The following is a 24477-nucleotide window of genomic DNA, read 5'->3' on the forward strand; positions in this document are numbered from 1 at the left end:
TGAATTCACAAGTGCATGTACTCGCGGCATTCTAGTCATCGAGTCCGATTGTCCGCACAGTACAGGCATCATGCCCATCGCTCTTCTTGCCCTCACCGCCGGTGCCTTCGGAATAGGCACCACCGAATTCGTCATCATGGGCCTGCTCATGCAGGTATCGACGGATCTTCAGGTTTCCATCACGGCCGCCGGCCTGCTGATCTCGGGCTACGCGCTCGGGGTCGCAGTCGGCGCCCCCGTGCTCACCATCGCCACCCGCAAGCTGCCGCGCAAGACCGTGCTGCTCGCGCTGATGGCGATCTTCACGCTCGGCAACCTCGCCTGCGCGCTCGCGCCCAACTACGAGATGCTGATGGCCGCACGCGTCATCACCTCGCTGGCGCACGGCACCTTCTTCGGCGTCGGCTCGGTGGTCGCGACCGGTCTCGTGGCACCCGAGCGCCGCGCCTCGGCCATCGCGATCATGTTCACCGGCCTCACCGCCGCCACGCTGCTCGGCGTGCCCGCCGGCGCCTGGCTGGGTCTGCAGTTCGGCTGGCGCTCGGCCTTCTGGGCTGTGACGGTGATCGGCGTGCTCGCGCTCGTGGTGCTCGCCGTGTTCGTGCCCCGCGTCAAGGGCGAGGCCAAGCCCGCGCCGCTGCGTGAAGAGCTCGCCGTGCTGGCGCGCCCGCAGGTGCTGCTCGGCCTGGCGATGACGGTGCTCGGCTTTGCCGGCGTGTTCGTCGTGTTCACCTACATCCAGCCGTTGCTCACGCAGCTCACGGGCCTGTCGGAATCGGCCGTGTCGCCGATCCTGCTGGTGTTCGGCGGCGGCCTCGCCGTCGGCAACATCCTCGGCGGCAAGCTGGCCGACCGCGCGCCGATGGCCGCCGTGCTCGGCACGCTGGTGGCACTAGCCGTGGTGCTCGGCGCGATGCAGTTCACCATCGGCACGCCGTTTACCGCCGTGGTCTTCGTCGGCCTGCTCGGCGTGGCCTCGTTCGCGACCGTGGCGCCGATGCAGCTGCGCGTGCTGGAGAAGGCTTCGGGCGCGGGCCAGAACCTCGCGTCGAGCCTCAACATCGCAGCCTTCAACCTCGGCAACGCGCTCGGCGCCTGGGTCGGCGGCGTGACGATCGACCACGGCCCCGGGCTGCACGCCCTGGGCTGGGTGGCCGCGCTGCTCACGCTCGTGGGCCTGGCGATTGCACTGTGGAGCCGCGCGCTCGACCGTCGCGCACAGAAGACTGGTCAGCTGTCCGCCGACGGCGCCTCCGCACGGGCCTGACCCGACACACCCGACAACCGGCGCGCGAAGAACGAAAGGATCTCGTCGCGCGCCGCGATCGTCGGCTGGCCGGCTTCGTCGATCAGGTGCGCCGTCACCACGCTGTGCGGGCTTGCCACCACCTGTGAAAAGAACGACGGCAGATCGCGCGTATTGGCCGCGCTGTCGGGCAGCACGCGGGCCACGAATCGGTCGCCCAGCGCGTCTGCATACGCCGCGAAACGCTGGGCCCGGCAGAAGCGGTCGCCCTCGAAGCGGTAGGCCATCACGGTGAGGTCTTCGCGCTCCAGGCGTTGCCGGACCTGAGCGATCTCTTCCGCAAAAATCTCGATGCCGCCGGGGTTGTCCAGCGGCAGCGACGGCTGCGACAGCACGGGCGCCAGCACCGCAGGCTCCAGCATCATCGTCAGCGCGAAGTTGCCGGTGAAGCACATGCCGATCGCACCCACGCCCGGCCCGCCGCATTCCGCATGCGCCAGCCGCGCCAGCGCGCGCAGCCACTGCGTCACCGGGCTCGAGGCGTTGCCCCCGAAGGCGCGGAACTCGGCGCTCACGCAGGCGCGCTGGAACACGGCCTTGCCCTCCTCCGCGTCCGGCACGGCGCCATCGCGGCCGAACATCGACGGCATGTAGACCGTGAAGCCGGCCTCGCGCACCCAGCGGGCGAAGCGCGCCACGTGCGGGCTGATGCCGGGCATCTCGGTCATCACGATCACCGCCGGGCCGGTGCCAGCCACGTAGACCGCCTTCGTGGCGCCGTCGAGCGTGACCTCGCGGCGGGTGAAGTCGTCGAGCGGGTCGGTCCTGTCCATGGGCTGCGTCATGGTCGAAATCCAGAAGGTTGAGGTGGCTGCCATTGCACCCGGTGCGGCGCTAGACTGCCAGTGTCCATTCAGACGCCTATCAGGCGTTTTCAGCCATGCACGATTTCACCGTTCTCGTCCTTCCGGGCAGCTTCGGCACCAGCACCGCCGTCACGCTCGACGTGCTCGCCGCAGCCGCCACGCTCGCACCGCGCCACAAGATGCCCCGGCCGACCTGGCGCGTGGTGTCGCCCGATGGCGGCATGGTGCCGCTGAGCAACGGCCTGCAGATCGACGCCCTCGCCATGCCCCGCCGCGCGCGCACCGATGGCTCGACGTGGATCGTGCCCGGGCTTGGCGTCGACAAACCCACCGACCTCGCATTGCGCCTCACCGACGACAACGCCCGCGCCGCCATCGACACGGTACGGCGTCATGCGGCGCGCGGCGGTGCGGTGGCGGCCTCGTGTTCGGCGGTGTTCCTGTTGCAGGCGGCTGGCCTGCTGCACGCGCGCCGCGTCACCACCTCGTGGTGGCTCGCACCCGAGCTGCGCCGCCTCGAGCCCAATTGCCTCGTCGACGCCGACCGCATGGTCTGCGCCGACGGGCCAGTCAGCACCGCGGGCGCGGCCTTCGCGCAATCCGACCTCATGCTCCATCTGCTGCGCACGCGCTTCGGCCCCGCGTTGGCCGAGGCCGTGAGCAAGGTGCTGCTCATCGATGGCCGCCAGGCGCAGGCTCCGTTCGTCGTGCCGTCGATGCTGTCCAACGGCAACGAGCTGATTTCGCGCCTGACGCAGCGCATCGAAGCCGCGCTGCCCACGCCGCCCAGCGTGGCCGCGCTGGCCGACGAGTTCGCGATGTCGCAACGCACGCTGGCCCGGCGCGTGCGCGCCGCCACCGGCCTGGGTGCGCTGGCGCTGGTGCAGAGCGTGAGGCTCAACCGCGCGCGCATGCTGATCGAGAGCAGCCGCATGACCATCGACCAAGTCGCGACGCAGGTCGGCTACGAAGACGCCACGGCGTTGCGGCGGTTGATGCGCAAGTCGGCCGGTGCGCCGCCGAGCCGCTTCCGGTCGGCCTTGCAGACGGCGTGATTCGGTTGCCGCAGAATGCGCCGCACCATGAATCGTCCGCTTGTCACCGTTCGCCCCGCCACCGCAGCCGATGCTCACACCTTGGCCGCGCTCGCAATCCAGGTGTGGCTCGACACCTACGCGACCGACGGTGTGAACGACCTGCTCGGGCGCTACGTGCTCTCGACCTTCACGCCGGCTGCGTTCGCTGCGTGGTCGGAATCGCCCGATGCCGCGCTGCGCGTGGCGCAGGTCGACGACCATCTCGTGGGCTATGCGCTGCTGCAGTTCGGCGCTGCGCAGCCGCTGGCACCGGGTTGCGCCACCGAACTGCGCATGCTCTATGTGCAGTCACCGTTCGCACGCAGCGGCGTCGGTTCGATGCTGCTGCGCGAAGCCCGCAGCGCCGCCCACGCGCGCACAGGCAATGACGGCCTATGGCTCACAGTGAACGTGAAGAACCTGCGCGCCTGCGCGTTCTACGAAAAGCACGGGCTGGCCGTGACGGGGCTGACGCAGTTCGTGCTCGGCGACGAACGACACGACAACCACGTGATGGCCACGCCGGGCAGCTGATCAGCCCAGCGGTAGCTCGATGCACGCCGCCAGCGGCACCTCCGTGATGCGTTCGCTGCTCGCCACGACCACCGCCCGCCCCGGCTGCGCCATGCGCCGCCCGATCGCCTGCCACAGGCCGTGGATCGAACGCGCGTCGAGCGCACCCACCGGATCGTCCAGCAGCACCACGGGCCGACCCGACGCCAGCGCGGCGGCGAGCCCGACCTTGCGGCGGGAGCCGGTCGACAGCATGAACATCTGCTTCTCCAGATGCGGCGTGAGCGAGAAGGCCTCGACCAGGTGCTGCCACTCGGCCTTGTCGAAACCCGCGTCACCCTCGCCCAACAAGGCCGTGCAGGCCTGCACGCTGAGCGGATCGAAGGCTTCAGCCGCCGGCTCGCAGAAGAAGACCTGGCGCCGGTAGGCCTCGGGTTCGACGTCGAGCGCCACGCCGGCCACGCGCAGTTGCCCGGCCGACGCAGGCTGCTGGCCCGCCAGCACGCGCAGCAAGGTCGACTTGCCGCTGCCGGTGTCGCCGTACAGCAGCGTGACACCCTCGCCGACGGTGGCGGACCAGCCGTTCGCCAACGCGGGCTGGTCGGGGTAGGCAAAGTGCAGGTTCTGTACCTGGAGGATGGGAGAAATCGGGGAAGGTTTCATGCGAAAGGGATCGTCGAAGAGTCGCCAGACGCCATTGTGTCGCCGCCCTGTCGTGCGTTGCGTCGCCGCCCTGTCGCACGTTGTGTCAACGCGCGGCTGCGTCCAGCGGCGACAGCCCTTTCACCCACTCGAACACCGCCGCCACGTTCGGATCGTCACGCCGCGCCTGCGGGCACACGAGGTAGAACGGCGAGCCCTGCAGCACCGGCCCGAAGGGCTGCACCAGGTTGCCGGCGCGCAGTTCGTCGGCGATGAGTGCCAGGCCCATCAGCGCCACGCCCTGCCCCTGCAGCGCGGCCGAGACGGTGTGGGTTTCGTCGGAGAACACGGGGCCGGCCGTCACGTCGAGGCCTGGCACCTGCGCCACCTGCTGCCACGCGGCCCAGGTGCCCGGCTGGGTCTTGCTGTTCGGCACCGCGAAGTGCAGCAGCGTGTGTTTCACGAGATCGGCCGGGCGGCGCAGCTTGAGCGCGGGGCTGCAGGCCGGCGCGAAGACGGTGTCGAACAGCTTCTCGGCCACGAGGCCCGGCCACTGGCCCTTGCCGTAGCGGATGGCGACGTCGGCCGTGAGGCCGTCCAGCGGCACCGCGTCGTGCGAGGCGTGGATGCGCAGGTCGAGCCGGGGGTGTGCCGCGCGCAGCGCACCGACGCGCGGCAGCAGCCAGCGCGCGGCCACGGCGGGCGTGGTCGACAGCGTGATCGCGCTGCGCTCGGGCGGCGCCCGCAGGCGCGCGACGGCCTGTGCCATGGCGCTGAACGAGTCGCTCAGCACCGCCTGCAGCTCGCGCCCCTGCGGCGTCAGCACGAGTTGCCGCGGCTGCCGGATGAACAGCGCCACGCCCAGCGATTCTTCGAGCTGTCGCACCTGGTGGCTGATGGCCGTGGGCGTGACCGACAGCTCGTTCGCCGCGAGCTTGGCGCTGCAATGGCGCGCGGCGGCCTCGAAGGCGCGCAGCGAGGCCAGCGGAGGCAGGGAATGCAGGAGGGCCATGGTGTTCGGAGTGGCGAATAGATGAATTAAATTTTCTGCATCGAGAAAAATTCGTCGTTTGTCCGGCGCTGGATGCTTCGATAAATTAAGAACCGTGTCAAGCAGACAGCTGAATTCCCTTCATCCAACCGAGGACCACGCCATGACCACCACCACCCTGCTCCACATCGATGCCAGCCCCCGTTCCGGCCGTTCGGGCGCGGTTGTTCACGGCTCGCATTCGCGCCGCCTGAGCCACCACTTCGTCAGCACCTGGCAGGCGGCCCGCCCGCACGATGAAGTGATCTACCGCGACTTCGGCACCACGCCGCCGCAGGCGGTCACCGGCGACTGGATCCACAGCGCCTACACGCCCGCCGACGCGCGCGAAGCCTGGATGCACGAGGTGCTGGCCGAGAGCGATGCCTTCATCGCCGAGCTGCGCCGCGCCGACGTGATCGTCATGGGCACGCCCATGTACAACTTCAGCGCGCCGGCCACCGTGAAGGCGTGGATCGACAACATCGTGCGCGTCGGCGAAACCTTCGACATGGACCCGGGCCTGGACGACCCCTACGTGCCGCTGCTGGCCGAGCGCCCGCGCCGCACGGTGCTGCTAACCGCGCACGGCAGCAGCGGCTTCGGGCCCGGCGGCATGCAGGCACATCTGAATTTTTTGGTGCCGGGCATGAAGGCCGCACTGGGCCTGGTCGGGCTGCGCGAGGTGCACGACATCGCGGTCGAGCATGCGGAAGACCGCGGCGATCTGCTGGACCGCTCGATGGCCGAGGCGCTGTCGGGCATCGAGCAGCTGGTGCGCGATCTGCAGGCGAAGGTGCAGGCCGGCTGAAGGCGGCCCGCGATGGGCCGCCTCATTGGGAAAAGATCAGGCAGAGCGCAGCTGCTCGCGCAGCTTCTGGCCGATCTCGGGGCGCTCCAGGAACGGGTCGGCCGGGTTGGTGATCGACACGATATTCTCCATGCGGCTCTTCACGTTGCCCAGCGCCTTGGGGTGGCTGAACACGTAGAACTGGTTGTCGCTGATGGCGTCGAACACCTTCGCCGCCACCTCGGCCGCAGTGATCTTGCCGCTGCTCACCGCCTTGTTGCTCATGGCCTGGCCGATGAGCTGGCTCTTGGTGAGCTCGGTGTCCTTCGGTGCGTTGGGGCGGTTGCGCTCGCTGCTCGTGATGCCGGTGGGCACGAAGTACGGACACAGCAGGCTGGCGCCGATCTGGTCGGTCACCAGGTTCAGGTCCTGGTACAGGGTTTCGGTCAGGCTCACGACGGCCGCCTTGGCCGCGTTGTAGATGCCCATGTTGGGCGGCGTGAGCAGGCCCGCCATGCTGGCGGTGTTGGTGATGTGACCGCGATAGCTCGGATCTTTGGCGGCGGCCTCGAGCATCATCGGCGTGAACAGGCGCACGCCGTGGATCACGCCCCACAGGTCGACGCCCAGCACCCATTCCCAGTCGGCCACGGTGTTTTCCCACACGAGGCCGCCGGCGCCGACGCCGGCGTTGTTGAACACGAAGTGCGGCGCGCCGAAGCGTTCCTTGACGGCGGCGGCCAGCGCTTCCATCTGGGCCGCGTCGGACACGTCGACCTTGCGTGCCAGCACCTGGACGCCCAGGGCCTCCATCTCGGCCTTGGCCTTGTCGAGTGCGTCCTGCTGCACATCGACCAGCACGAGATTCATGCCGCGGGCGGCGCCGATGCGCGCGCATTCGAGGCCGAAGCCCGAGCCTGCGCCGGTGAGTACGGCGGTCTTGCCCTTGAAGTCCTGGATCATTTGCCGGTGTCCTTCTTGCTGAATGTGTCTGACGTTGAAACGGAAGCCGCTATTGAAATACGGAAAAGCCGCGCGCGCAGTCACGAAGGTGCCCGTCGCGCGCGGATCTTTCGGTCATCAGGCTTCTGCTTTTTTCAGCACGTAGCCGATGCGCGGAAAGTGCACATGCACCCTGCCCGTGCGCTCGCTGTTGCGCTCCAGCGTGTAGTGCGTGCGCGTGGCAGCCACCAGGAGGCCCGTCGTCTCTTCGAGGCCGAAGCTCTCGGCGCGCAAGGTGACGGCGCTGCCCAGCGGAATGCCGTGGTCGTCCTGGAAGGTGCTGTCGGTCAGCAGCGTGTGCGGCGTGGCGGCCTTGGCGACGGCGATGGCCTCGTCGCTCGAGAACTTCGACGATGTGCCATGGCCGATGGCCGCCATGCGGTCCATCCAGTCGAGCACCGCGGGCGTGAGCTCCAGGATGCCCTTCACCGCCTCGATGCGGCGCGTGTACCAGAGCGGGTGGTAGGCCGAGAAGTCGGCAATGCTGGGCATCTCGCCGAGCAGGAAGGGCTTGTCGTCGAGCATGTCCGACAGGCGACGCAGGTACGACTTGTAGGCGCTGGTGGCATCGGCCGGGCGCAGGCGCGTCATGTTGCCGGCGCTCATCTTGCCGCGGTCTTCGCCGAAGGCCTTGATGGCTTCGGGCGGTGCCTTGGCGAACACCTCGGCCGCGCCCTTGGGCTGCAGGTTCCAGGCCATCGCGGCCCAGAACAAGCTGGTGTCGGCCCACTGCGCGAGGATGCGCGACATGCCCTTTTCGGGCTCCGGGTACAGCGTGGGCTCGGGCTGCAGGTGCTCCAGCACGTCGGCGATGAGCGCGCTGTCGCAGTACATGTCGGCGCCGATCTGCAGGAACGGCGTCTTGCGGTAGCCGCCCGTGAGCGCTTCCACATCGGGCTTGGGCATGATCGGCGGAATGAAGACCGACTTCCACGGCAGCTTCTTGGCGCCGAGGATCAGGCGCACCTTTTCCGAGAACGGCGAGGTGGTGTAGTGGTGAAGGATGAGGTCGGCCATGGTGTCTTTCGTGGAGGTGTTCTTGTGGGTGGTCAGCGCGGCTGCGCGCGCTGGATGATCGAATCGAAATCGGTGCCCGCACCCAGCGTGCCGAAGGCCTGGCCCCAGTCGCCGCCCAGGCGCGAGGCGCAGAAGGCATCGGCCACGGCGGCGGGTGCGGTCTGCACCAGCAAGGCCGCTTGCACGGCCAGCGCCACGCCTTGGGCGAGGCGGCGTGCCTCGGTCTCGGAGGCCATGGCCTCGATGCGTGCGGGCAAGGCGTCGGTCAGGCGGTCGAGTGCGGCTTGCTGGCCGCGCGCCGGCGCCAGCTCGTGCGCCAGCGCGGCCACGGCGTCGCCCTTGCGCAGGCCGCGCAGCAGGTCGAGCGCCATGATGTTGCCGGCGCCTTCCCAGATGGAGTTGAGCGGCATCTCGCGGTAGATGCGCGCCATGACGCCCTCGCCGCCCTCTTCCACGTAGCCGTTGCCGCCCAGGCACTCCATGGCCTCCTGCGCGAAGTGGCTGCCGCGTTTGCAGATCCAGAATTTGGCGACCGGCGTGAGCAGGCGCGCCATCAAGTTCTCGTGCGCGTCGGACTGCCGGTCGAAGGCCCGCGCGAGGCGGATGGCCAGTGCGGTGGCGGCTTCGCTTTCGAGCGCGAGGTCGGCCAGCACGTTCTTCATGAGCGGCTGCTCGATCAGCGGCTTGCCGAAGGCGTGGCGCTGCGCCGTGTGGTTCAGCGCGATGCCCAGCGCCTGGCGCATGAGGCCGCTGGTGCCGAGCGAGCAGTCGAGCCGCGTCATCGTGCCCATCTCGAGGATCTGCGGAATGCCGCGCCCCTCCTCGCCCACGAGCCAGGCGCTGGCGCCGTGAAACTCGACTTCGGAACTGGCGTTGGCCCTGTTGCCGAGCTTGTCCTTCAGGCGCTGGATGTGGATGGCGTTGCGCGTGCCCTTTCCCATCCAATCCGGCAGCACGCGCGGCAGGAAGAAGCACGACAGCCCGGCCGGCGCCTGCGCAAGGATGAGGAAGGCGTCGCACATCGGCGCCGAAAAGAACCACTTGTGGCCGGTGATGGCGTAGCGCTCGCCCCACGCGTCGCTGCCCTCCCGCACAGCCTGCGTGGTGTTGGCCCGCACGTCGGAGCCGCCCTGCTTCTCGGTCATGCCCATGCCCATGGTCACGCCGGGCTTGTCATGCAGCGGCTTGAGCGCGGGGTCGTACCAGAGGCTGGCGAGCTTCGGGCCCCAGTCGGCATGTACGCCCGCGTTGCCGCGCAAGGCGGGCGTGACGGCGTAGGTCATCGAGACCGGGCACAGCACCGACGGCTCCAGCTCGGTGAACAGCATGAAGCCCGCCGCACGCAGCACATGCGGCGATGCGGACATGCCCGTCCACGGCGTGCCATGCAGGCCCGCGCCCACGGCCGTCTGCATCAACGCGTGGTAGCTCGGATGGAACTCCACCTCGTCGATGCGACGGCCGAAGCGGTCGTGCGTGTGCAGCTTCGGTGTGTGGATGTTGGCCAGCCGCGCATGCGTCTGCATGGCGGCCGAGCCGAGGGTGGCGCCCAGCTCGTGCAACTGCGTGGTCTGCAGCGCGGGCGCGTTGAACGTCAGCGCATCGCGCAGGGGGCGGTTGGTGTCGAAGAGGTTGTAGTCGACCAGCGGCGTGGGCTGGTTGAAGACCTCGTGTGTTCCAGCATTGTTCATACAGGACCTCCGACGATTCAATTCCAGGAACACCGCGGAACCGGCTTTGCCGGGCCGCTGGTGTTGCCCCCGGTAGGGGGTTGGCGAAGCGACACGAAGTGCGCGCAGCCTGGGGGCGAGCTCAGGCTCAGATCAGCTTCACCAGTTGCTTGCCGAAATTCTTGCCCTTGAGCAAACCCAGGAAGGCCTCAGGGGCAGCTTCGATGCCTTGCGCCACCGACTCGCGCGGCTTGAGCTTGCCCGTGCCCACCAGCGTACCGAGTTCGGTCAGCGCCTCGGGCCACACTTCCATGTGCTCGCTGACGATGAAGCCCTCGATCTTCAGGCGGTTGATGAGGATCAGCGCGGGGTTCGCGAGCGGCAGCGGCGCACCGTCGTAGCCCGCGATCATTCCGCACAGCGCCACGCGCGCAAACGCGTTGGTGCGCAGCAGCACGGCGTCGAAGATGTAGCCGCCGACGTTCTCGAAGTAGCCGTCGATGCCGTTCGGGCAGGCTTCCTTGAGCGCGGCGCTCATGGTCTTCACGTCGGGGTGCTGGCGGTAGTCGATGCAGGCGTCGAAGCCGAGTTCGTCGGTCACGTACTTGCACTTGTCGGGGCCGCCCGCAATGCCGACCACGCGGCAGCCGCGCGCCTTGGCCAGCGCACCGAAGGCACTGCCCACGGCGCCGCTGGCGGCGGTGATGACCACGGTTTCACCGGCCTTGGGCGCGATGATCTTCACGAGGCCGTACCAGGCCGTCACGCCGGGCATGCCGACCGCGCCGAGGTAGTGCGACAGCGGCACGTGCGTGGTGTCGACCTTCTTCAGCGCGCCGGGCTGCGAGCCGTCGACCACGCTGTATTCCTGCCAGCCGCCGAAGCCGACGACCTTGTCGCCCACGGCGTACTTGGGGTGCTTGCTCTCGACCACCTCGCCGACCGTGCCGCCCTGGAACACCTGGCCCACGGGTTGCGGCTGCGCGTAGCTCTTCGAGTCGTTCATGCGCCCGCGCATGTACGGGTCGAGGCTCATGTAGTGGTGGCGCACCAGCACCTGGTTGTCGGCGAGCGCGGGCGTCTCGACAGTCACCAGCTTGAAGTTGCTGGCAACGGCTTCGCCCTCGGGGCGGTTGTCGAGGTGGATCTGCTTGTTGGTGGGCATGGAAGTCTCCGGGGAAATGGGGTGTCAGTCGGTCAGTCGGTGGATGGCGGACGCATCGCGTTCGCGCTCGCGGGGCCGGTCGGCAGCCGGCGCTTCACGTACTTGAAGGTGCCGGTGGCATGGGCGCACACGCGCTCCTGCTCGTCGTAGATCTTGGCTTCGGTGAAGGCCAGCGTCGCGGTGCGATGCAGCAGCGTGCCGCGCGCATGCAGCGGGCCGACCGAAGGCTGCATGAAGCTGGTCTTCATCTCGATGGTGACCACGCCGGTCTCGGGCGTCACGCTGCGCGCAGCGGCCGCCATGGCGATGTCGAGCAGCGTCATGCAGGCGCCGCCGTGCGTCACGTCGAAGGTGTTCAGGTGCTCGGGCTTGGCCGTGTACAGAATTTCGGACTCGCCGCCCTCGAACTTCGTGAGCTCGAAGCCGAGGTGGCGCGCGAACGGAATCTGGGTCGTGTACGAGCGGATGTTGATGTCGCTGGACGTTTCAGGCGAATCGGACATGTCAGGCCGCACCCAGCACCACGCTCACGCCGCCGTCCACTGCCACCCACTGGCCGGTGATGTGCTTGCCGGCATCGCTCGCGTACAGCAGCGTCAGGCCCTTCAGGTCTTCGTCGTCGCCCAGGCGGCCCAGCGGCGCCGAAGCGGCCATGTGCTCTTCGCCCAGCGACTTGATCAGGCCGGCCGCCATCTTCGTCATGAAGAAGCCCGGGCAGATCGCGTTGACGTTGATGTTGTACTTGCCCCATTCGGCGGCCAGCGTCTTGGTGAAGCCGATCACCGCGGTCTTCGAGGTGTTGTAGGCCAGCGTCTGCATGCCGGGCGGGTTGCCGTTCAGGCCCGCGATCGAGGCGATGTTGATGATGCGACCGCGCTTCTTCGGGATCATGTAGCCGTTGGCGACATGCTGCGCGAGGATGAAGTAGCCGCGCACGTTGAGGTTCATCACCTTGTCCCAGGCTTCGACCGGGTGGCTCTCGGCGGGCGAACCCCAGCTCGCGCCGGCGTTGTTGATGAGGATGTCGATGCCGCCCATGCGCTCCAGCGTTTCGTCGGCCAGGCGGCGGGTGTCTTCTTCCTTCGAGCAGTCGGCGGCGATCCAGCGCGCGTCGATGCCGGCGGACTGCAACTCGGCGGCAGCCTGCTCCAGGTCTTCGGCCTTGCGCGAGCTCAGCATGATCTTCGCGCCGGCTTCGCCGAGCGCATGGGCCATCTGCAGGCCCAGGCCGCGCGAGCCGCCGGTGATGAGCGCTGTCTGGCCCGTGAGGTCGAACAGCTGTTGAGTGGTGCGGGGCTTCGTCATGTCGGTGTCTCCGGTGTGGATGATGAAAGAAGAGGGTTCTGTTGGCGGTGGCTTCGGGCCGTCAGGACGCGGTGTCGTCGGCCTCGACGGCGGCAGCCTTGCCGGCGGCCACGGCCTTTTTAAGCCGGCGCCAGTCGGCCTGGTTCACGTCGGCATAGCCTTCGGCGAAGTCGGCGAGCGCCGTGTTGAAGGTCTTGGAGCGCCCCAGGTAGCCGTCGATGGCCCAGGCGTCGCCGCCCTTGGCATGCGCGCGGGCCAGGCTGTAGCCGCAGGCTTCGGCGAACTCGAGCAGGTCGACCGGCTTGAAGTCTTCGAGCTTGTAGGAGGCCTTCATGTCGCGCAGCTGCCGCACGTAGAAGCCGCGCCCGCCCGGTCCCTGGGCCCAGCCCAGGAAGACGTCGCTGGCGGCCTGCGCCAGCCGCTGGCCCTGCACCACGCGCTGGCCCGGCGACGCCGTGCCCGGTGCCGCGCCCAGCGGGGCTTCGAGCACCGAATCGCCGGCCTCCTTGCACTGCAGGAACAGCGGGTGCGCGCGGTCGGCCACGAACAGCAGCAGGAAGCAGCGCCGGCCGACCGAACCGACGCCGGGCGTGAGCACTGCGACGTCATGCAGCTCATAGCGGTCGAACAGCCGCTGGCGCTCGGGCGGCAGGCTGGCGCGGTACTGCGCCAGGAAGGCCGGCAGCCCGGCGCGAAAGCGCTTGATTTCACGCGCCGTCGCGCGGGCGTCGTGGTACACGAACGGCGGCTGGTCGCGGATCACGAGGCGGCCGTCGACCGTCTCGGTCGCGCTGTCAGCAAACACGCGCGAGGTGCTGCGGCGCGCCTTCTTGATGACCGCGAGCTCGGTCGCGTCTTCGGCGCCGAGCTTCAGCAGGGTTTGCGACGTGAGCCGCGCGTACCAGGCCTCCAGCGTGTCCATGCGTGCAAAGGCCCGCATGCGGTCGCGGTAGGCCTCGGCCAGGTGCTCCACGGCCTCGCGCCCGATGCGCGGCTTGAAACCCCGGTCGCGCGCGGCCACCACGAACGAGGTGGCCAGCCGGCGCACGTCCCAGTCGAAAGGCCCTTGCAGGGTCTCGTCGAAATCGTTGATGTCGAAGACCAGCGCGCGCTCAGGGCTGGCAAAGAAGCCGAAATTCGCGAGGTGCGCATCGCCGCACAGCTGCGTCGCGATGCCGCTGTGCGGCAGCCTGGCGAGGTCGTTCGCCATCAGGCTTGCGGCGCCGCGGTAGAAGGTGAACGGGCTGACCAGCATGCGGCCGTGGCGCACCGGCACCAGCTCGGGCACGCGGCCGCGGTTGGACGCCTTCAGCCAGCCGAGCGGATCGCGGTCCTTGGCGTCGGGCCGGGGCGCCTGCGCCCACTGGCCGAGCGCGCAGCGCGTGCGCTGTGCACGGCCGAACGCCCGCCGCTCGGCCGGTGAGGCCGTGGCGTCGGGCGCGTGGGGTTCAGAGCTCATAGTCCATGCACTGGCGGGCTTCTCGCACGGCGCCGATGAAGGGCTTGAGCGCCACGTGCTGCGGGTGGTCCGCATAGGCCGCGAGCGCGGCGGCGTCGGTGAACTCCGAATTGAGGATCAGGTCGTAGGTGGCCTCGAGCCCGGGCTGGGCAATGGCCACCTCGAAACGGTGCGTGCCGGGCGAGAGCTTCGCGCAGGCATCGAGCAGCGCCTTGGCCTTGAGCAGGTTGGTCGCCTTGTCGGCGCCCTCGGCGTGTTCCTTGAACTTCCACATCACGATGTGCTTGAGCATGGTCGGTCCTTGCCTTGTTTTTTTACTTGAGCCGCGAACGCACGTAGATGAGCACGATGCCCACCGCGGCGATCACGCCGCCGGGCACGGCCATCGACCAGCCCAGCGCGGGTTCGGTGCGGCCCGTGGCCAGCCCCAGGATCACGAGAAACAGGCCGCCGTAGATCAATATCCAGATCCACTTCTCGAGCCGTGCATGCGGCTTGGGTGGTGTCGGCGGTGGGGCAGCGGGCGGGGGTGAGTTCGGGGCGGCGTTGGCCATTGTCAGAAAGCGTCCTCGGGCAAAGCGGTACAGGTCGGGTCACGGCTCTCCACCACGTTGAGCCAGGCACCGATTTTCGGCAGCTCGTAGTGGAAGAAGTAGTCCGTGGCGCCGATCTTGCCAGCTGTTACCGCCCTCTCCTTCTGCGCGTCGATTTCCAGCGCCCGCAGGGCCACGTCGAGCCAGAGCCAGGCCAGCACGGTGTGGCCGAAGGCCTGCATGTAGGGCACGGCATTGGCCAGCGCGTCGGCCGGGTCGCCCGTAGACCAGGCGGCCTCTGTCGCGCTGCCGATGCGCTGCAGCGCGGCGCCCAGCGCCTTGGCGTGCGGCGCCAGCGCGGGCACCTTGGCGGCGCGGCCGATGGTTTCGGTGACGCGGCCGGCCAGCAGCTGCAGGCCGCGGCCTTTTTCCATCAGCACCTTGCGGCCCAGCAGGTCGGCCGCCTGGATGCCGTGCGTGCCCTCGTGGATCATGTTCAGGCGGTTGTCGCGCCAGTACTGCTCCACCGGGAAATCGCGCGTGTAGCCGTAGCCGCCGTGCACCTGGATCGCCAGCGAATTGGCTTCCAGGCACCACTCGCTGGGCCAGCTCTTGGCGATGGGCGTGAGCACCTCCAGCAGCAGGCGGGCGTCGTCGGCCGTCTGCGCATCGCCGGTCTTCTGCGTGTCGACCAGGCGAGCGCAGTACAGCTCCAGCGCCAGCGCGCCCTCGCAGTACGCCTTCTGGGCGAGCAGCATGCGGCGCACGTCGGCGTGCTCGATGATCCGCACCTGCGGCGCGGCCGAATCCTTCACCACGGCAGCGCCGGCCGCTTCGGGCTTCTTCACCAGGCGGCCCTGCGGGCGGCTCTTGGCGTAATCGAGCGAGGCGTAGTAGCCGGCCATGCCGAGCATGGTGGCGGCGGTGCCGACGCCGATGCGGGCCTCGTTCATCATGTGGAACATGCAGTGCAGGCCCTTGCCGGGCGAACCGACCAGGTAGCCCACCGCGCCGGCCTTGCCGCCGACCGGGTACTTGCCTTCGCCGAAGTTCAGCAGCGTGTTGGTGGTGCCGCGCCAGCCGAGCTTGTGGTTCAGGCCGGCCAGCGCCACGTCGTTGCGCTCGCCCGTGAGCGCGCCCTGCGTGTCGACCATGCGCTTGGGCACGATGAAGAGCGAAATGCCACGCGTGCCCGGCACCAGCTTGCCGTTCTCGTCGGGGATCTTGGCGAGCACGATGTGCACGATGTTCTCGGTCAGCTCGTGGTCGCCGGCCGAGATCCACATCTTGTTGCCGGTGAGGCGATAGCGCGGGCCCAGCGGGTCGTCTTGATAGTCGGCGCCATCGGGCACGGCGCGCGTGGCCACGTCGCTCAGCGACGAGCCGGCCTGCGGCTCCGACAGGCACATGGTGCCGGCCCAGCGGCCCGAAAATTCGTTCTTGGCGAACACCTCTTTCTGCATCTCGGTGCCGTGCACCATGAGCAGGTTGGCGTTGCCGCTGGTGAGCATGTTCGAGCCGATGCTCACCGAGGCCATCGCGAAGAAGCTGTTGGCCGCGGCCTGCACCGTGTAGGGCAGCTGCATGCCGCCGATCTCGTAGTCTTGCGCGGCGCTCATCATCCCGGACTCGACGAAGGCCTTGTGCGCGTCGTGCGTGGCCTGCGGCAGGATGACCTTCTCGCCGTCGAAATGCGGCTCCTGCGTGTCGACGGTGCGGTTGAACGGCGCGTACTTTTCGCGCGCGATGCGCTCGCAGGTGTCGAGCACGGCGTCGAAGGTCTCGCGCGAGTGGTCGGCAAAACGCTCGCTCTGGTTGAGCTTCTCGGCGTCAAGCCAGTCGTAAAGCAGAAAGTCGAGGGTGGGACGCAGGCTCATGGTGATGTCTTCTTCAGGCTACGACTTCGCGGGTGACGAAGTCTTCTTCTTCGGGGAATCGGGCAGCGTGGCGATGGTGCCCTGCGCCAGCGCGCAGAGCTTCTCGGTGCCGTCGTCGGCCACCGCCACCACCTCGCAGGTGCACACGGCCTGCGAGCCGCCGGTATGAACGGCCCGGGCGCGCGCAATCAGCCGCTGACCGATGGCGGGCCGCACGTAGTTGATCTTGAATTCGGAGGTCACGACCGGCACGCGCAAGGCGCTGCCGCCCGCAAAGGTCAGCGCGTTGTCGGCCATGTAGCTCACGATGCCGCCATGGGCGAAACCGTGCTGCCGCTTCAGCTGCGCGGTGAGCGGCAGCTGAAGCTCGGCATGGCCCGGCGCGAGCGCGTGCAGCTCGGCGCCGATCAGCACACTGAAGGGCTGCGCAGCGAGCACGCTGCGCCCATATTCCAGGACGGCTTCGGGCGAGACCTCCTGGTCCGGACCAAAGCCGGACATGGTTACAGAACCTCGAACACGCCCGCAGCGCCCATGCCGCCGCCGATGCACATCGTGACCACGACCTTCTTGGCGCCGCGGCGCTTGCCTTCGATGAGCGCGTGGCCCGTGAGGCGCTGGCCGCTCACGCCGTAGGGGTGACCCACGGCGATGGCGCCGCCGTTCACGTTCAGGCGGTCGCCCGGAATGCCGAGCTTGTCGCGGCAGTAGATGACCTGCACGGCGAAGGCTTCGTTCAGTTCCCACAGGTCGATGTCGTTGACCGTGAGGCCCAGGCGCTTGAGCACCTTGGGGATGGCGAAGACCGGGCCGATGCCCATTTCGTCGGGCTCGCAGCCGGCCACGGCGAAGCCGAGGAAACGGCCGATGGGCGCCAGGCCCTTCTGCTGCGCGTACTTCTCGTCGACCAGCACGCAGGCGCCGCCGCCGTCGGAGAACTGGCTGGCGTTACCGGCCGAGATCAGGCCGCCGGGCATGGCCGGGCGGATGCCGCTGATGCCTTCCTTGGTGGTGCCGGGACGAATGCCTTCGTCGTTCTCGATCGTGACTTCCTTGGTGCGCAGGCCCATCACGGGGTCGGCCACGCCGGCCAGCACGGTGATGGGGGCGATTTCTGCCTTGAACAGGCCCGCTTCGAGCGCGGCGGTGGCGCGCTGCTGGCTCTGTGCGCCGTACTCGTCCATGGCATCGCGGCCGATGTTGTAGCGCTTGGCAACCTGCTCGGCGGTCTGCAGCATGTTCCAGTAGATCTCGGGCTTGTGCTTCACGAGCCACGGGTCGGCCAGCATGTGCGTGTTGGCTTCGTTCTGCACGCACGAGATGCTCTCGACGCCGCCGGCCACGTACACGTCGCCCTCGCCCGCGATGATGCGCTGGGCGGCCGTGGCGATGGTCTGCAGGCCCGACGAGCAGAAGCGGTTGATGGTCATGCCCGAGGTGGTGACCGGCAGGCCGGCGCGCAGTGCGATCTGGCGCGCGATGTTGGAGCCGGTGGCGCCTTCAGGCGTGGCGCAACCCATGATGACGTCGTCGACCGAAGCCGGGTCGATGCCGGCGCGCTGCACCGCGTGCTGCACGGCATGGCCGCCCAGCGTGGCGCCGTGCGTCATGTTGAAGGCACCCTTCCAGCTCTTCGCGAGCGGCGTGCGGGCGGTGGAAACGATGACGGCGCTGGTCATGGTGAGGTCCTTTGAAGATGGAAGGGAAAAGAGGGAGAAGACGGGGTCGTCATTGCGCCGGAGCAGCGTTCGTGTTGCTCAGGAGCTGGTGATAGAAGCCGATCATCTCGCCGTAGTTCGAGATGGCCAGGCGTTCGTTGTTGCCATGGAAGCGCGCCAGGTCTTCGCTCTTCACGCGGAACGGCGAGAAGCGGAAGACGGCGTCGCTCACGAGGCTGAAGTGGCGCGAGTCGGTGGCGGCGGTCATGAGGCCGGGGGCCACCACGGCGTCGGGGAAGCTCTGGCGCACGGCCTGCTGGATCGCGCGGTAGCCGGTGCTGTCGGTGGGCGACACAGGCGACGGCTCCGAGTTGCCGGGGTACTGCTTGATCTTGATGTCGTCGTTGGCCAGCGTCTTGCGCAGGTGCGCCTCGACGCTTGCGATGCTGTCGCCCGGAAGGATGCGGAAGTTGACTGCCGCCTCGGCGCGGCCAGGCAGCACGTTGTCCTTGTTGCCGGCGCGCACGATGGTCAGCGCGGTGGTCGTGCGCAGCATGGCGTTGCTGCTCGGGCTCTTTTCGAGCTGGCCGCGCACCAATGACTCGGTGAGCCACAGGTTGGACAGCATCACGCGGTTGACGCCGCTCATTTCGGGCGCCAGCGCACCGAACATCTGGCCGGCCACGCCCTTGATGCCGCCTGGCATCGGGTTGGCTTCGAGCCGGGCCAGCGCGGCGCTCATGCTGCCGATGGCGCTGTGTTGCGGCGGCATCGACGAATGGCCGGGGGCGGTGTCGAGCGACAGGAAGAAAGTGCCGTAGCCCTTCTCGGCCAAGCCGATGAGTGCCGCGGGCTTCGAGAGACCGGGCAGCACGCCGTCGAGCACCAGCAGGCCTTCGTCGAGCACCCAATCGAGGCGCACATTGCGCGACTTGAGCAGTTCGGCGATGGGCAGCGCGCCGCGCAGGCCGCTCACTTCTTCGTCGTCGCCCATCACCAGGTAGACGGTCTGCTTCGGCTTGAAGCCGGCGCCGATGAGCAGCTCGATGGCTTCCATCTGCGCGAGAAGATTGCTCTTGTTGTCGAGCGTGCCGCGGCCCCAGACGAAGCCGTCCTTGATCTCGCCGGCGAAGGGGTCGACCGTCCAGGCTTTTTCAGTGCCGGGGGCGATGGGCACCATGTCCTGGTGCGCCATCAGCGCGATGGGCTTGGCGGACGGGTCGGTGCCGGTCCATGTGTAGAGCAGCGCCTTGTTGCCCACGACTTCCTTCTTCAGGGTGGCGTGGACCTTCGGGTACTGCTGTTCAAGGTAGGCGTGGAGCTTGTCGAACTCGGCCGCGTTGGCCGCCGAATCGTCCATGCTCGACACCGTGCGGAACGTGATCGCCGTGGACAGCCGTTTGGCGGCTGCCTGCAGATCGATGTCCAGCTTGGGTGCGGGCGCCACCGCGAGTTGCTGCGATGGCGTGGTCCAGGTCTTGACCGCCACGGCCGCCACGAGTGCCAGGAGCACCAGCAGCAGCCCGAGGAAGATGCGTTTCAACATGGGCGGTCTTGATCCTGGGTTCAGTTCAGTCTCAGCTGAAGGACTTGCCTTCGGCCACCAGCTTCTGGATCAGCGGTGCGGGCTGCCAGAACTCGGCGTCGTCGCGCGGGTTCTGCGCAAAGCGCTTCATCGTTTCGGCCACGTTGTACAGGCCGACCTGCGAGGCGTAGTGCATCGGGCCACCGCGGTAGATCGGGAAGCCGTAGCCGGTGAGGTACACCATGTCGATGTCGCCCGACTTGGAGGCAATGCCGTCTTCCAGGATGTGCGCGCCTTCGTTGACAAGGGCGAACACCAGGCGCTGCACGATTTCCGTGTCGGAGATCTTGCGCGGCGTGATGCCCAGTTCCTTGCGGTGGTCCTCGATCATCTTGTTGACGAGGTCCGACGGAATGGCGTCGCGCTTGCCGGCCTGGTAGTCGTACCACCCTGCCCCGGTCTTCTGGCCGAAGCGGCCCAGTTCGCACAGCTTGTCTGCCGTGCGGCTGTACTTCATGTCGGCGCGCTCGGTGGCGCGGCGCTTGCGAATGGCCCAGCCGATGTCGTTGCCGGCCAGATCGCCCATGCGGAACGGGCCCATGGCAAAGCCGAACTTCTCGACGGCCTTGTCGACCTGCTGCGGCGTGGCGCCTTCGTCCAGCAGGAAGCCGGCCTGGCGGCTGTACTGCTCGATCATGCGGTTGCCGATGAAGCCGTCGCACACGCCCGACACGACGGACGTCTTCTTGATCTTCTTGCCGATGGCCATCACGGTGGCCAGCACGTCCTTGGACGTGGCCTTGCCGCGCACCACTTCGAGCAACTTCATCACGTTGGCCGGGCTGAAGAAGTGCATGCCGACCACGTCTTGCGGACGGTCGGTGAACGAGGCGATCTTGTCGACGTCGAGCGTCGAGGTGTTCGAGGCCAGGATGGCGCCCTTCTTGGCGACGCGGTCGAGTTCCTTGAAGACCTTTTCCTTGACGCCGATTTCTTCGAACACGGCTTCGATGATGAGGTCGGCGTCTTTCAGGTCGTCGTAGCTCAGCGTGGTGCTCAACAGCGCCATGCGTTGCTCGTACTTGTCCTGCTTGAGCTTGCCCTTCTTGACCTGGGCTTCGTAGTTCTTCTTGATGGTGGCAATGCCGCGGTCGAGCGCCTCTTGCTTCATCTCGAGGATCTTGACGGGGATGCCCGCGTTCAGGAAGTTCATTGAGATGCCGCCACCCATGGTGCCGGCGCCGATGACGCCCACGGCCTTGATGTCGCGCTTGGGCGTGTCTTCGGGCACATCAGGAATCTTGCTCGCGGCGCGCTCGGCCATGAACAGGTGGCGCAGGGCCAGCGATTCGGGCGTGAACATCAGCGCGGTGAAGAGGCGACGCTCTTCGGCCATGCCGTCGTCGAACTTCATCTTGGTCGCGGCCTGCACGGCGTCGACGCACTTCAGCGGCGCGGGGTAGTTCTTCGACATGCCGCCGACCATGTTCTTCGCGAACTGGAAGTAGGCATCGCCTTGCGGGTGCTTGCACGGCAGGTTGCGCACCAGCGGCAGCTCACCGCCCTTGGCTGCGACCGACTTGGCGAGCTCGACGGCTTCGTCGAACACCGACTCGGCCGATGCGGCCAGCTTGTCAAACAGCTTCTGGCCCGGCAGGCTGGCGAGCAGTTCGCTCTTCACCGGCTCGCCGCTGACGATCATGTTCAGGGCGGTTTCCACGCCGAGCACGCGCGGCAGGCGCTGCGTGCCACCGGCGCCCGGCAGCAGGCCGAGCTTGACTTCAGGCAGTGCCACGCTGGTGCCGGGAGCGGCCACGCGGTAGTGGCAGCCGAGCGCCAGCTCGAGGCCGCCGCCCATGCACACGGAGTGGATGGCTGCGACGATGGGCTTGGGAGAGGCTTCGAGCGAGAGGATCACGCTCAGCAGGTTGGGCTCTTGCAGCGCCTTGGGCGTGCCGAATTCCTTGATGTCCGCACCGCCCGAGAACGCCTTGCCGGCGCCGGTGATGATGATGGCCTTGACGGCGTTGTCGGCGTTGGCCTTGGACAGGCCGTCGGTGATGCCGATGCGTGTCGAGAAGCCGAGACCGTTGACCGGCGGGTTGGTCAGGGTGATCACGGCGACATCGCCGAGCACTTTGTATTCAGCCGTCATGCTGCGTTCCTTGGTGTGTGAAGAAAAAGAAGAAAAAGCACGAGTGTTCTTTTTCGAGGATTCTAGGCGTTTTGCGCGACGCAACAATGGCACGCAGTCGCTGTCGGGACAAGGGGAATCCGGGGCGTAGCCCGGACTCCCGGCTGGATCAGACTTCCAACCATTCCCTGCGGGTATTGCCATCAGCGCGCAGGCTGTCGGGCGTCCCGTCGAACACGATGCTGCCGTGGCCCATGACGAGCGCGCGGTCCGAAATCTGCATCGCGATGGTGAGCTTCTGCTCGATGAGGAGCACCGAGATGCCCTTGTCCTTCAGCGTGCGCAGGTACTGCCCCACCAGCTCGACGATCTTGGGCGCAAGGCCTTCGGTGGGCTCGTCGATGATGATCAGGTCGGGGTCGCCCATGAGCGTGCGGCACAGCGTGAGCATCTGCTGCTCGCCGCCCGAGAGCACGCCGGCCTCGGTGTGCTGGCGCTCCTTCAGGCGCGGGAACATGGTGTACATGTCGTCGAACTGCCAGCGGCTGCCCTTGCCCGTGCCCTTTTGCCCCAGCAGCAGGTTCTGGTGCACCGTGAGCTTGGGGAAGATCTCGCGGTTCTCGGGCACGTAGCCGATGCCCATGTGCGCGATCTCGTAGGCCTTGCGACGCAGGATGTCGTTGCCCTTCCACTGCAGCGTGCCTTCGGCATGCACCAGGCCCATGATGGCCTTGGCAGTGGTCGAACGGCCCGAGCCGTTGCGACCCAGCAAGGCCACGATTTCGCCCGGGCGGACGTCGAAGGAAACGCCATGCAGCACATGGCTCTTGCCGTAGTAGGCGTGGATGTCGTGAAGCTTCAGCATGTCAGTGTCCCGCCCCCTGTGCATCGGCCACAGAAGAACCGAGGTAAGCCTCCTGCACGCGCGCATTGGCGCGCACGGCAGCCGGCGTGTCGAAGGCGATGACTTCGCCGTAGACCACCACGGCGATCTTGTCGGCCAGCCCGAAGACCACGCCCATGTCGTGCTCCACCGTCAACAGCGTCTTGCCGACGGTGACGTGCTTGATGAGCGAGATGAAGTGCGAGGTCTCGGTCTTGCTCATGCCGGCCGTGGGCTCGTCCAGCAGGATGACGCCGGAGCCGCCGGCAATCGTCACGCCGATCTCGAGCGCGCGCTGTTCGGCATAGGTGAGGTTCACCGCATGCACGTCGCGCTTGCGCTCCAGGCCGATCTGCTTGATGAGCTCTTCGGTGCGCGCATTGGCGTCATCCAGGTTCGAGAGAAAGCGCAGGAAGGTGTACTTGTAGCCCAGGCTCCACAGCACGCCGCAGCGCAGGTTCTCGAAGACGCTCAGCTTCGGGAAGATGTTGGTGATCTGGAAGCTGCGCGACAGCCCCAGGCGGTTGATTTCATAGGGCTTCTTGCCGTCGATGCGCTGGCCGTTGAGCAGCACCTCGCCGCTGGTGGGCGTGAGCCGCCCGCTGATCAGGTTGAACAGCGTCGACTTGCCCGCGCCGTTCGGCCCGATCACGGCGATGCGTTCGCCGGCCTTCACCGCCAGGTCCACGCCGCGGATGATTTCGGTCTTGCCGAAATTCTTGCGCAGCGCCTTCAGTTCCAATGCGTATTGCGCGCTCATTTACGCCGCCTCCCGACGTTTGATTTCTGCTTCGATCTCTTCCTGCGCCTGGCCCCAGACCCGCACGAAGCGGCGCCGGGCCACCTCGAGCACGGCCAGGCCGATGGCCAGGATCGCGATGGCGCCGAGCCAGCTGCTCATGCCCGCCGTGTTCAGCATGGTGCCGAAGAACTTCAGGTCCGGGCCCATCGCCGCGTTGAGCTGAATGTGATAGATCATCTCGATCAACGCTGCCGCACCGATGACGACCGGCACCAGTGCCACGGCGAGCGCGGCATACAGGCCCCAGAAGCGGTTGAACTTGCCGAACTTGGCCACGCGCAGGTTCATCATGATCAGGCTGGCGATGCCGCCCGGGGCGAACATCACCATGAACACGAACACCAGGCCGAAGTACAGCTGCCAGGCCTTCGACAGTTCGGACAGCAGGATCGAGGCAAACACCAGCAGCACCGCGCCGATGATCGGCCCGAAGAAGAACACCGCGCCACCCAGGAAGGTGAACAGCAGGTAGCCGCCCGAGCGGATGGCGTTCAGGCTGTCGGCCGCATTCACGATCTCGAAGTTGATCGAGGCCAGGCCGCCGCCGATGCCGGCGAAGAAGCCCGCGATGATGAACGCGAAGTAGCGCACGCGCTGCGTGTTGTAGCCGATGAACTCCACGCGCTCCGGGTTGTCGCGCACCGCGTTCAGCATGCGGCCCAGCGGCGTGCCGGTGAAGGCATACATGAGCGCGGTGCACACGAAGCAGTACGCGGCGATCAGGTAGTACACCTGGATCTGCGAACCGAAGTTGAAGCCGAAGAAGGTCGGGCCGTACACGCGGTCGGTGGTGATGCCGCCCTCGCCGCCGAAGAAGCTGGGGAACATCAGCGCCATCGAGGCCACGAGCTCGCCGATGCCCATGGTGATCATGGCAAAGGTGGTGCCCGATTTCTTGGTGGTCACGAAGCCCAGCAGGATGGCAAAGAACATCCCCGCCAGACCGCCGACGAGCGGAATGAGCACCAGCGGAATCGTCGGGCCGCCCTTGGTCGCCAGGTTCATCGCATGGATGGCGATGAACGAGCCCAGGCCGGTGTAGACGGCATGGCCGAAGCTCAGCATGCCGCCCTGCCCCAGCAGGATGTTGTAGCTCAGGCAGATGATGATCAGGTAGCCCATCTGCGAGAGCATCGTCAGCGCCAGGCTGCTCTTGAACAGCAACGGCGAGATGATCAGCACCAGCGCGAACAGCGCCCAGATCAGGTAGCGCCCGATGTTCCAGGGCTTGAAGCGGTAGTACCGCGTCGGGGTCGGGGAAGTGGTGGTTGCGGTGGTCATGGT

At 67.4% G+C, this 24477-nt stretch carries 24 protein-coding genes; 4 read left to right on the top strand and 20 right to left on the bottom strand.

Going from position 1 to position 24477, the window contains the following annotated elements; translation table 11 throughout:
• Nucleotides 1-70: 70 nt before the first annotated feature.
• Nucleotides 71-1267, top strand: a complete 1197-nt coding sequence (locus IG196_RS14645; RefSeq protein ID WP_192196719.1) for an MFS transporter — start codon at nt 71-73, stop codon at nt 1265-1267.
• Here the strand turns inward: IG196_RS14645 and IG196_RS14650 are convergent.
• On the bottom strand, nt 1231-2091 hold the full coding sequence (locus tag IG196_RS14650; protein ID WP_192196720.1) for a dienelactone hydrolase family protein: 861 nt from the start codon (nt 2089-2091) through the stop codon (nt 1231-1233). The genes IG196_RS14645 and IG196_RS14650 overlap by 37 nt on opposite strands.
• Before the next feature lie 95 nt (nt 2092-2186).
• Between IG196_RS14650 and IG196_RS14655 the strand changes: the two genes are divergently transcribed.
• Nucleotides 2187-3167 (top strand): GlxA family transcriptional regulator, encoded by a 981-nt coding sequence (locus IG196_RS14655; protein WP_192196721.1) that lies wholly within the window; start codon nt 2187-2189, stop codon nt 3165-3167.
• Between the two features lie 27 nt (nt 3168-3194).
• A complete protein-coding gene (locus IG196_RS14660; RefSeq protein ID WP_225617043.1) occupies nt 3195-3722 on the top strand; it encodes a GNAT family N-acetyltransferase in 528 nt (175 codons plus the stop codon).
• Here IG196_RS14660 and IG196_RS14665 read toward each other — a convergent pair whose 3' ends face one another.
• A complete protein-coding gene (locus IG196_RS14665) occupies nt 3723-4364 on the bottom strand; it encodes an ATP-binding cassette domain-containing protein (protein ID WP_192196723.1) in 642 nt (213 codons plus the stop codon).
• A gap of 85 nt (nt 4365-4449) precedes the next feature.
• Nucleotides 4450-5355, bottom strand: a complete 906-nt coding sequence (gene gcvA / locus IG196_RS14670; protein WP_192196724.1) for a transcriptional regulator GcvA — start codon at nt 5353-5355, stop codon at nt 4450-4452.
• A gap of 142 nt (nt 5356-5497) precedes the next feature.
• On the opposite strand from gcvA, the gene IG196_RS14675 reads away from it, so the two are divergent.
• The gene (locus IG196_RS14675) at nt 5498-6184 is read left to right on the top strand and encodes an FMN-dependent NADH-azoreductase (RefSeq protein ID WP_192196725.1); all 687 of its coding nucleotides are present in this window, start codon (nt 5498-5500) and stop codon (nt 6182-6184) included.
• 36 nt (nt 6185-6220) lie between these two features.
• Here the strand turns inward: IG196_RS14675 and IG196_RS14680 are convergent, their stop codons facing one another.
• The 17 genes from IG196_RS14680 to IG196_RS14760 all read right to left on the bottom strand — a co-directional run bounded on the left by IG196_RS14680 (nt 6221) and on the right by IG196_RS14760 (nt 24474).
• Entirely contained in the window at nt 6221-7126 is a 906-nt protein-coding gene (locus IG196_RS14680) for an SDR family oxidoreductase (RefSeq protein WP_192196726.1), read from the bottom strand.
• 117 nt (nt 7127-7243) lie between these two features.
• Nucleotides 7244-8182 carry a glutathione S-transferase family protein gene (locus IG196_RS14685; RefSeq protein ID WP_192196727.1) on the bottom strand — a complete coding sequence of 313 codons (939 nt, stop codon included), beginning with the start codon at nt 8180-8182 and terminating at the stop codon, nt 7244-7246.
• A gap of 32 nt (nt 8183-8214) precedes the next feature.
• On the bottom strand, nt 8215-9873 hold the full coding sequence (locus IG196_RS14690) for an isovaleryl-CoA dehydrogenase (RefSeq protein WP_192196728.1): 1659 nt from the start codon (nt 9871-9873) through the stop codon (nt 8215-8217).
• A 127-nt stretch (nt 9874-10000) separates the two neighbouring features.
• Nucleotides 10001-11017: an NADP-dependent oxidoreductase gene (locus IG196_RS14695; protein ID WP_192196729.1), complete on the bottom strand. Its 1017-nt coding sequence runs from the start codon at nt 11015-11017 to the stop codon at nt 10001-10003.
• Between the two features lie 32 nt (nt 11018-11049).
• The gene (locus IG196_RS14700) at nt 11050-11520 is read right to left on the bottom strand and encodes a PaaI family thioesterase (RefSeq protein WP_099797028.1); all 471 of its coding nucleotides are present in this window, start codon (nt 11518-11520) and stop codon (nt 11050-11052) included.
• 1 nt (nt 11521) lies between these two features.
• Nucleotides 11522-12322: an SDR family oxidoreductase gene (locus tag IG196_RS14705; protein WP_192196730.1), complete on the bottom strand. Its 801-nt coding sequence runs from the start codon at nt 12320-12322 to the stop codon at nt 11522-11524.
• A gap of 61 nt (nt 12323-12383) precedes the next feature.
• Nucleotides 12384-13781 (bottom strand): DUF2252 domain-containing protein, encoded by a 1398-nt coding sequence (locus tag IG196_RS14710; protein WP_192196731.1) that lies wholly within the window; start codon nt 13779-13781, stop codon nt 12384-12386.
• Nucleotides 13771-14073 carry a Dabb family protein gene (locus IG196_RS14715; protein ID WP_192196732.1) on the bottom strand — a complete coding sequence of 101 codons (303 nt, stop codon included), beginning with the start codon at nt 14071-14073 and terminating at the stop codon, nt 13771-13773. Before IG196_RS14715 ends, IG196_RS14710 begins: the two co-directional genes overlap by 11 nt.
• A 22-nt stretch (nt 14074-14095) precedes the next feature.
• Nucleotides 14096-14335: a hypothetical protein gene (locus IG196_RS14720; protein ID WP_192196733.1), complete on the bottom strand. Its 240-nt coding sequence runs from the start codon at nt 14333-14335 to the stop codon at nt 14096-14098.
• 2 nt (nt 14336-14337) lie between these two features.
• Complete coding sequence (locus IG196_RS14725) at nt 14338-16191, bottom strand: acyl-CoA dehydrogenase (RefSeq protein WP_192196734.1); 1854 nt, start codon at nt 16189-16191, stop codon at nt 14338-14340.
• Nucleotides 16192-16209: 18 nt separating this feature from the next.
• Nucleotides 16210-16692: a PaaI family thioesterase gene (locus tag IG196_RS14730; RefSeq protein ID WP_192196735.1), complete on the bottom strand. Its 483-nt coding sequence runs from the start codon at nt 16690-16692 to the stop codon at nt 16210-16212.
• A 2-nt stretch (nt 16693-16694) separates the two neighbouring features.
• Nucleotides 16695-17870, bottom strand: coding sequence for an acetyl-CoA C-acyltransferase (locus IG196_RS14735; protein ID WP_192196736.1), 1176 nt, complete (start codon nt 17868-17870; stop codon nt 16695-16697).
• A gap of 49 nt (nt 17871-17919) precedes the next feature.
• The gene (locus IG196_RS14740) at nt 17920-19395 is read right to left on the bottom strand and encodes a M20 family peptidase (protein WP_192196737.1); all 1476 of its coding nucleotides are present in this window, start codon (nt 19393-19395) and stop codon (nt 17920-17922) included.
• A 31-nt stretch (nt 19396-19426) separates the two neighbouring features.
• A complete protein-coding gene (locus IG196_RS14745; protein ID WP_192196738.1) occupies nt 19427-21529 on the bottom strand; it encodes a 3-hydroxyacyl-CoA dehydrogenase NAD-binding domain-containing protein in 2103 nt (700 codons plus the stop codon).
• Nucleotides 21530-21677: 148 nt separating this feature from the next.
• Nucleotides 21678-22373, bottom strand: a complete 696-nt coding sequence (locus tag IG196_RS14750; protein WP_101491595.1) for an ABC transporter ATP-binding protein — start codon at nt 22371-22373, stop codon at nt 21678-21680.
• Between the two features lies 1 nt (nt 22374).
• Complete coding sequence (locus IG196_RS14755) at nt 22375-23151, bottom strand: ABC transporter ATP-binding protein (protein WP_099797038.1); 777 nt, start codon at nt 23149-23151, stop codon at nt 22375-22377.
• Nucleotides 23152-24474: a branched-chain amino acid ABC transporter permease gene (locus IG196_RS14760; RefSeq protein WP_101491596.1), complete on the bottom strand. Its 1323-nt coding sequence runs from the start codon at nt 24472-24474 to the stop codon at nt 23152-23154.
• Between the last annotated feature and the right edge of the window lie 3 nt (nt 24475-24477).

Source organism: Variovorax sp. 38R, assembly GCF_014843395.1.
Taxonomy (GTDB): domain Bacteria; phylum Pseudomonadota; class Gammaproteobacteria; order Burkholderiales; family Burkholderiaceae_C; genus Variovorax; species Variovorax paradoxus_H.

What these genes read in the sequence shown, in the direction of transcription:
- IG196_RS14645 (WP_192196719.1), top strand. Translation starts at nt 71, where the DNA reads ATGCCCATCGCTCTTCTTGCCCTCACCGCCGGTGCCTTCGGAATAGGC.
- IG196_RS14650 (WP_192196720.1), bottom strand. Translation starts at nt 2,091, where the DNA reads ATGACGCAGCCCATGGACAGGACCGACCCGCTCGACGACTTCACCCGC.
- IG196_RS14655 (WP_192196721.1), top strand. Translation starts at nt 2,187, where the DNA reads ATGCACGATTTCACCGTTCTCGTCCTTCCGGGCAGCTTCGGCACCAGC.
- IG196_RS14660 (WP_225617043.1), top strand. Translation starts at nt 3,195, where the DNA reads ATGAATCGTCCGCTTGTCACCGTTCGCCCCGCCACCGCAGCCGATGCT.
- IG196_RS14665 (WP_192196723.1), bottom strand. Translation starts at nt 4,364, where the DNA reads ATGAAACCTTCCCCGATTTCTCCCATCCTCCAGGTACAGAACCTGCAC.
- gcvA (WP_192196724.1), bottom strand. Translation starts at nt 5,355, where the DNA reads ATGGCCCTCCTGCATTCCCTGCCTCCGCTGGCCTCGCTGCGCGCCTTC.
- IG196_RS14675 (WP_192196725.1), top strand. Translation starts at nt 5,498, where the DNA reads ATGACCACCACCACCCTGCTCCACATCGATGCCAGCCCCCGTTCCGGC.
- IG196_RS14680 (WP_192196726.1), bottom strand. Translation starts at nt 7,126, where the DNA reads ATGATCCAGGACTTCAAGGGCAAGACCGCCGTACTCACCGGCGCAGGC.
- IG196_RS14685 (WP_192196727.1), bottom strand. Translation starts at nt 8,182, where the DNA reads ATGGCCGACCTCATCCTTCACCACTACACCACCTCGCCGTTCTCGGAA.
- IG196_RS14690 (WP_192196728.1), bottom strand. Translation starts at nt 9,873, where the DNA reads ATGAACAATGCTGGAACACACGAGGTCTTCAACCAGCCCACGCCGCTG.
- IG196_RS14695 (WP_192196729.1), bottom strand. Translation starts at nt 11,017, where the DNA reads ATGCCCACCAACAAGCAGATCCACCTCGACAACCGCCCCGAGGGCGAA.
- IG196_RS14700 (WP_099797028.1), bottom strand. Translation starts at nt 11,520, where the DNA reads ATGTCCGATTCGCCTGAAACGTCCAGCGACATCAACATCCGCTCGTAC.
- IG196_RS14705 (WP_192196730.1), bottom strand. Translation starts at nt 12,322, where the DNA reads ATGACGAAGCCCCGCACCACTCAACAGCTGTTCGACCTCACGGGCCAG.
- IG196_RS14710 (WP_192196731.1), bottom strand. Translation starts at nt 13,781, where the DNA reads ATGAGCTCTGAACCCCACGCGCCCGACGCCACGGCCTCACCGGCCGAG.
- IG196_RS14715 (WP_192196732.1), bottom strand. Translation starts at nt 14,073, where the DNA reads ATGCTCAAGCACATCGTGATGTGGAAGTTCAAGGAACACGCCGAGGGC.
- IG196_RS14720 (WP_192196733.1), bottom strand. Translation starts at nt 14,335, where the DNA reads ATGGCCAACGCCGCCCCGAACTCACCCCCGCCCGCTGCCCCACCGCCG.
- IG196_RS14725 (WP_192196734.1), bottom strand. Translation starts at nt 16,191, where the DNA reads ATGAGCCTGCGTCCCACCCTCGACTTTCTGCTTTACGACTGGCTTGAC.
- IG196_RS14730 (WP_192196735.1), bottom strand. Translation starts at nt 16,692, where the DNA reads ATGTCCGGCTTTGGTCCGGACCAGGAGGTCTCGCCCGAAGCCGTCCTG.
- IG196_RS14735 (WP_192196736.1), bottom strand. Translation starts at nt 17,870, where the DNA reads ATGACCAGCGCCGTCATCGTTTCCACCGCCCGCACGCCGCTCGCGAAG.
- IG196_RS14740 (WP_192196737.1), bottom strand. Translation starts at nt 19,395, where the DNA reads ATGTTGAAACGCATCTTCCTCGGGCTGCTGCTGGTGCTCCTGGCACTC.
- IG196_RS14745 (WP_192196738.1), bottom strand. Translation starts at nt 21,529, where the DNA reads ATGACGGCTGAATACAAAGTGCTCGGCGATGTCGCCGTGATCACCCTG.
- IG196_RS14750 (WP_101491595.1), bottom strand. Translation starts at nt 22,373, where the DNA reads ATGCTGAAGCTTCACGACATCCACGCCTACTACGGCAAGAGCCATGTG.
- IG196_RS14755 (WP_099797038.1), bottom strand. Translation starts at nt 23,151, where the DNA reads ATGAGCGCGCAATACGCATTGGAACTGAAGGCGCTGCGCAAGAATTTC.
- IG196_RS14760 (WP_101491596.1), bottom strand. Translation starts at nt 24,474, where the DNA reads ATGACCACCGCAACCACCACTTCCCCGACCCCGACGCGGTACTACCGC.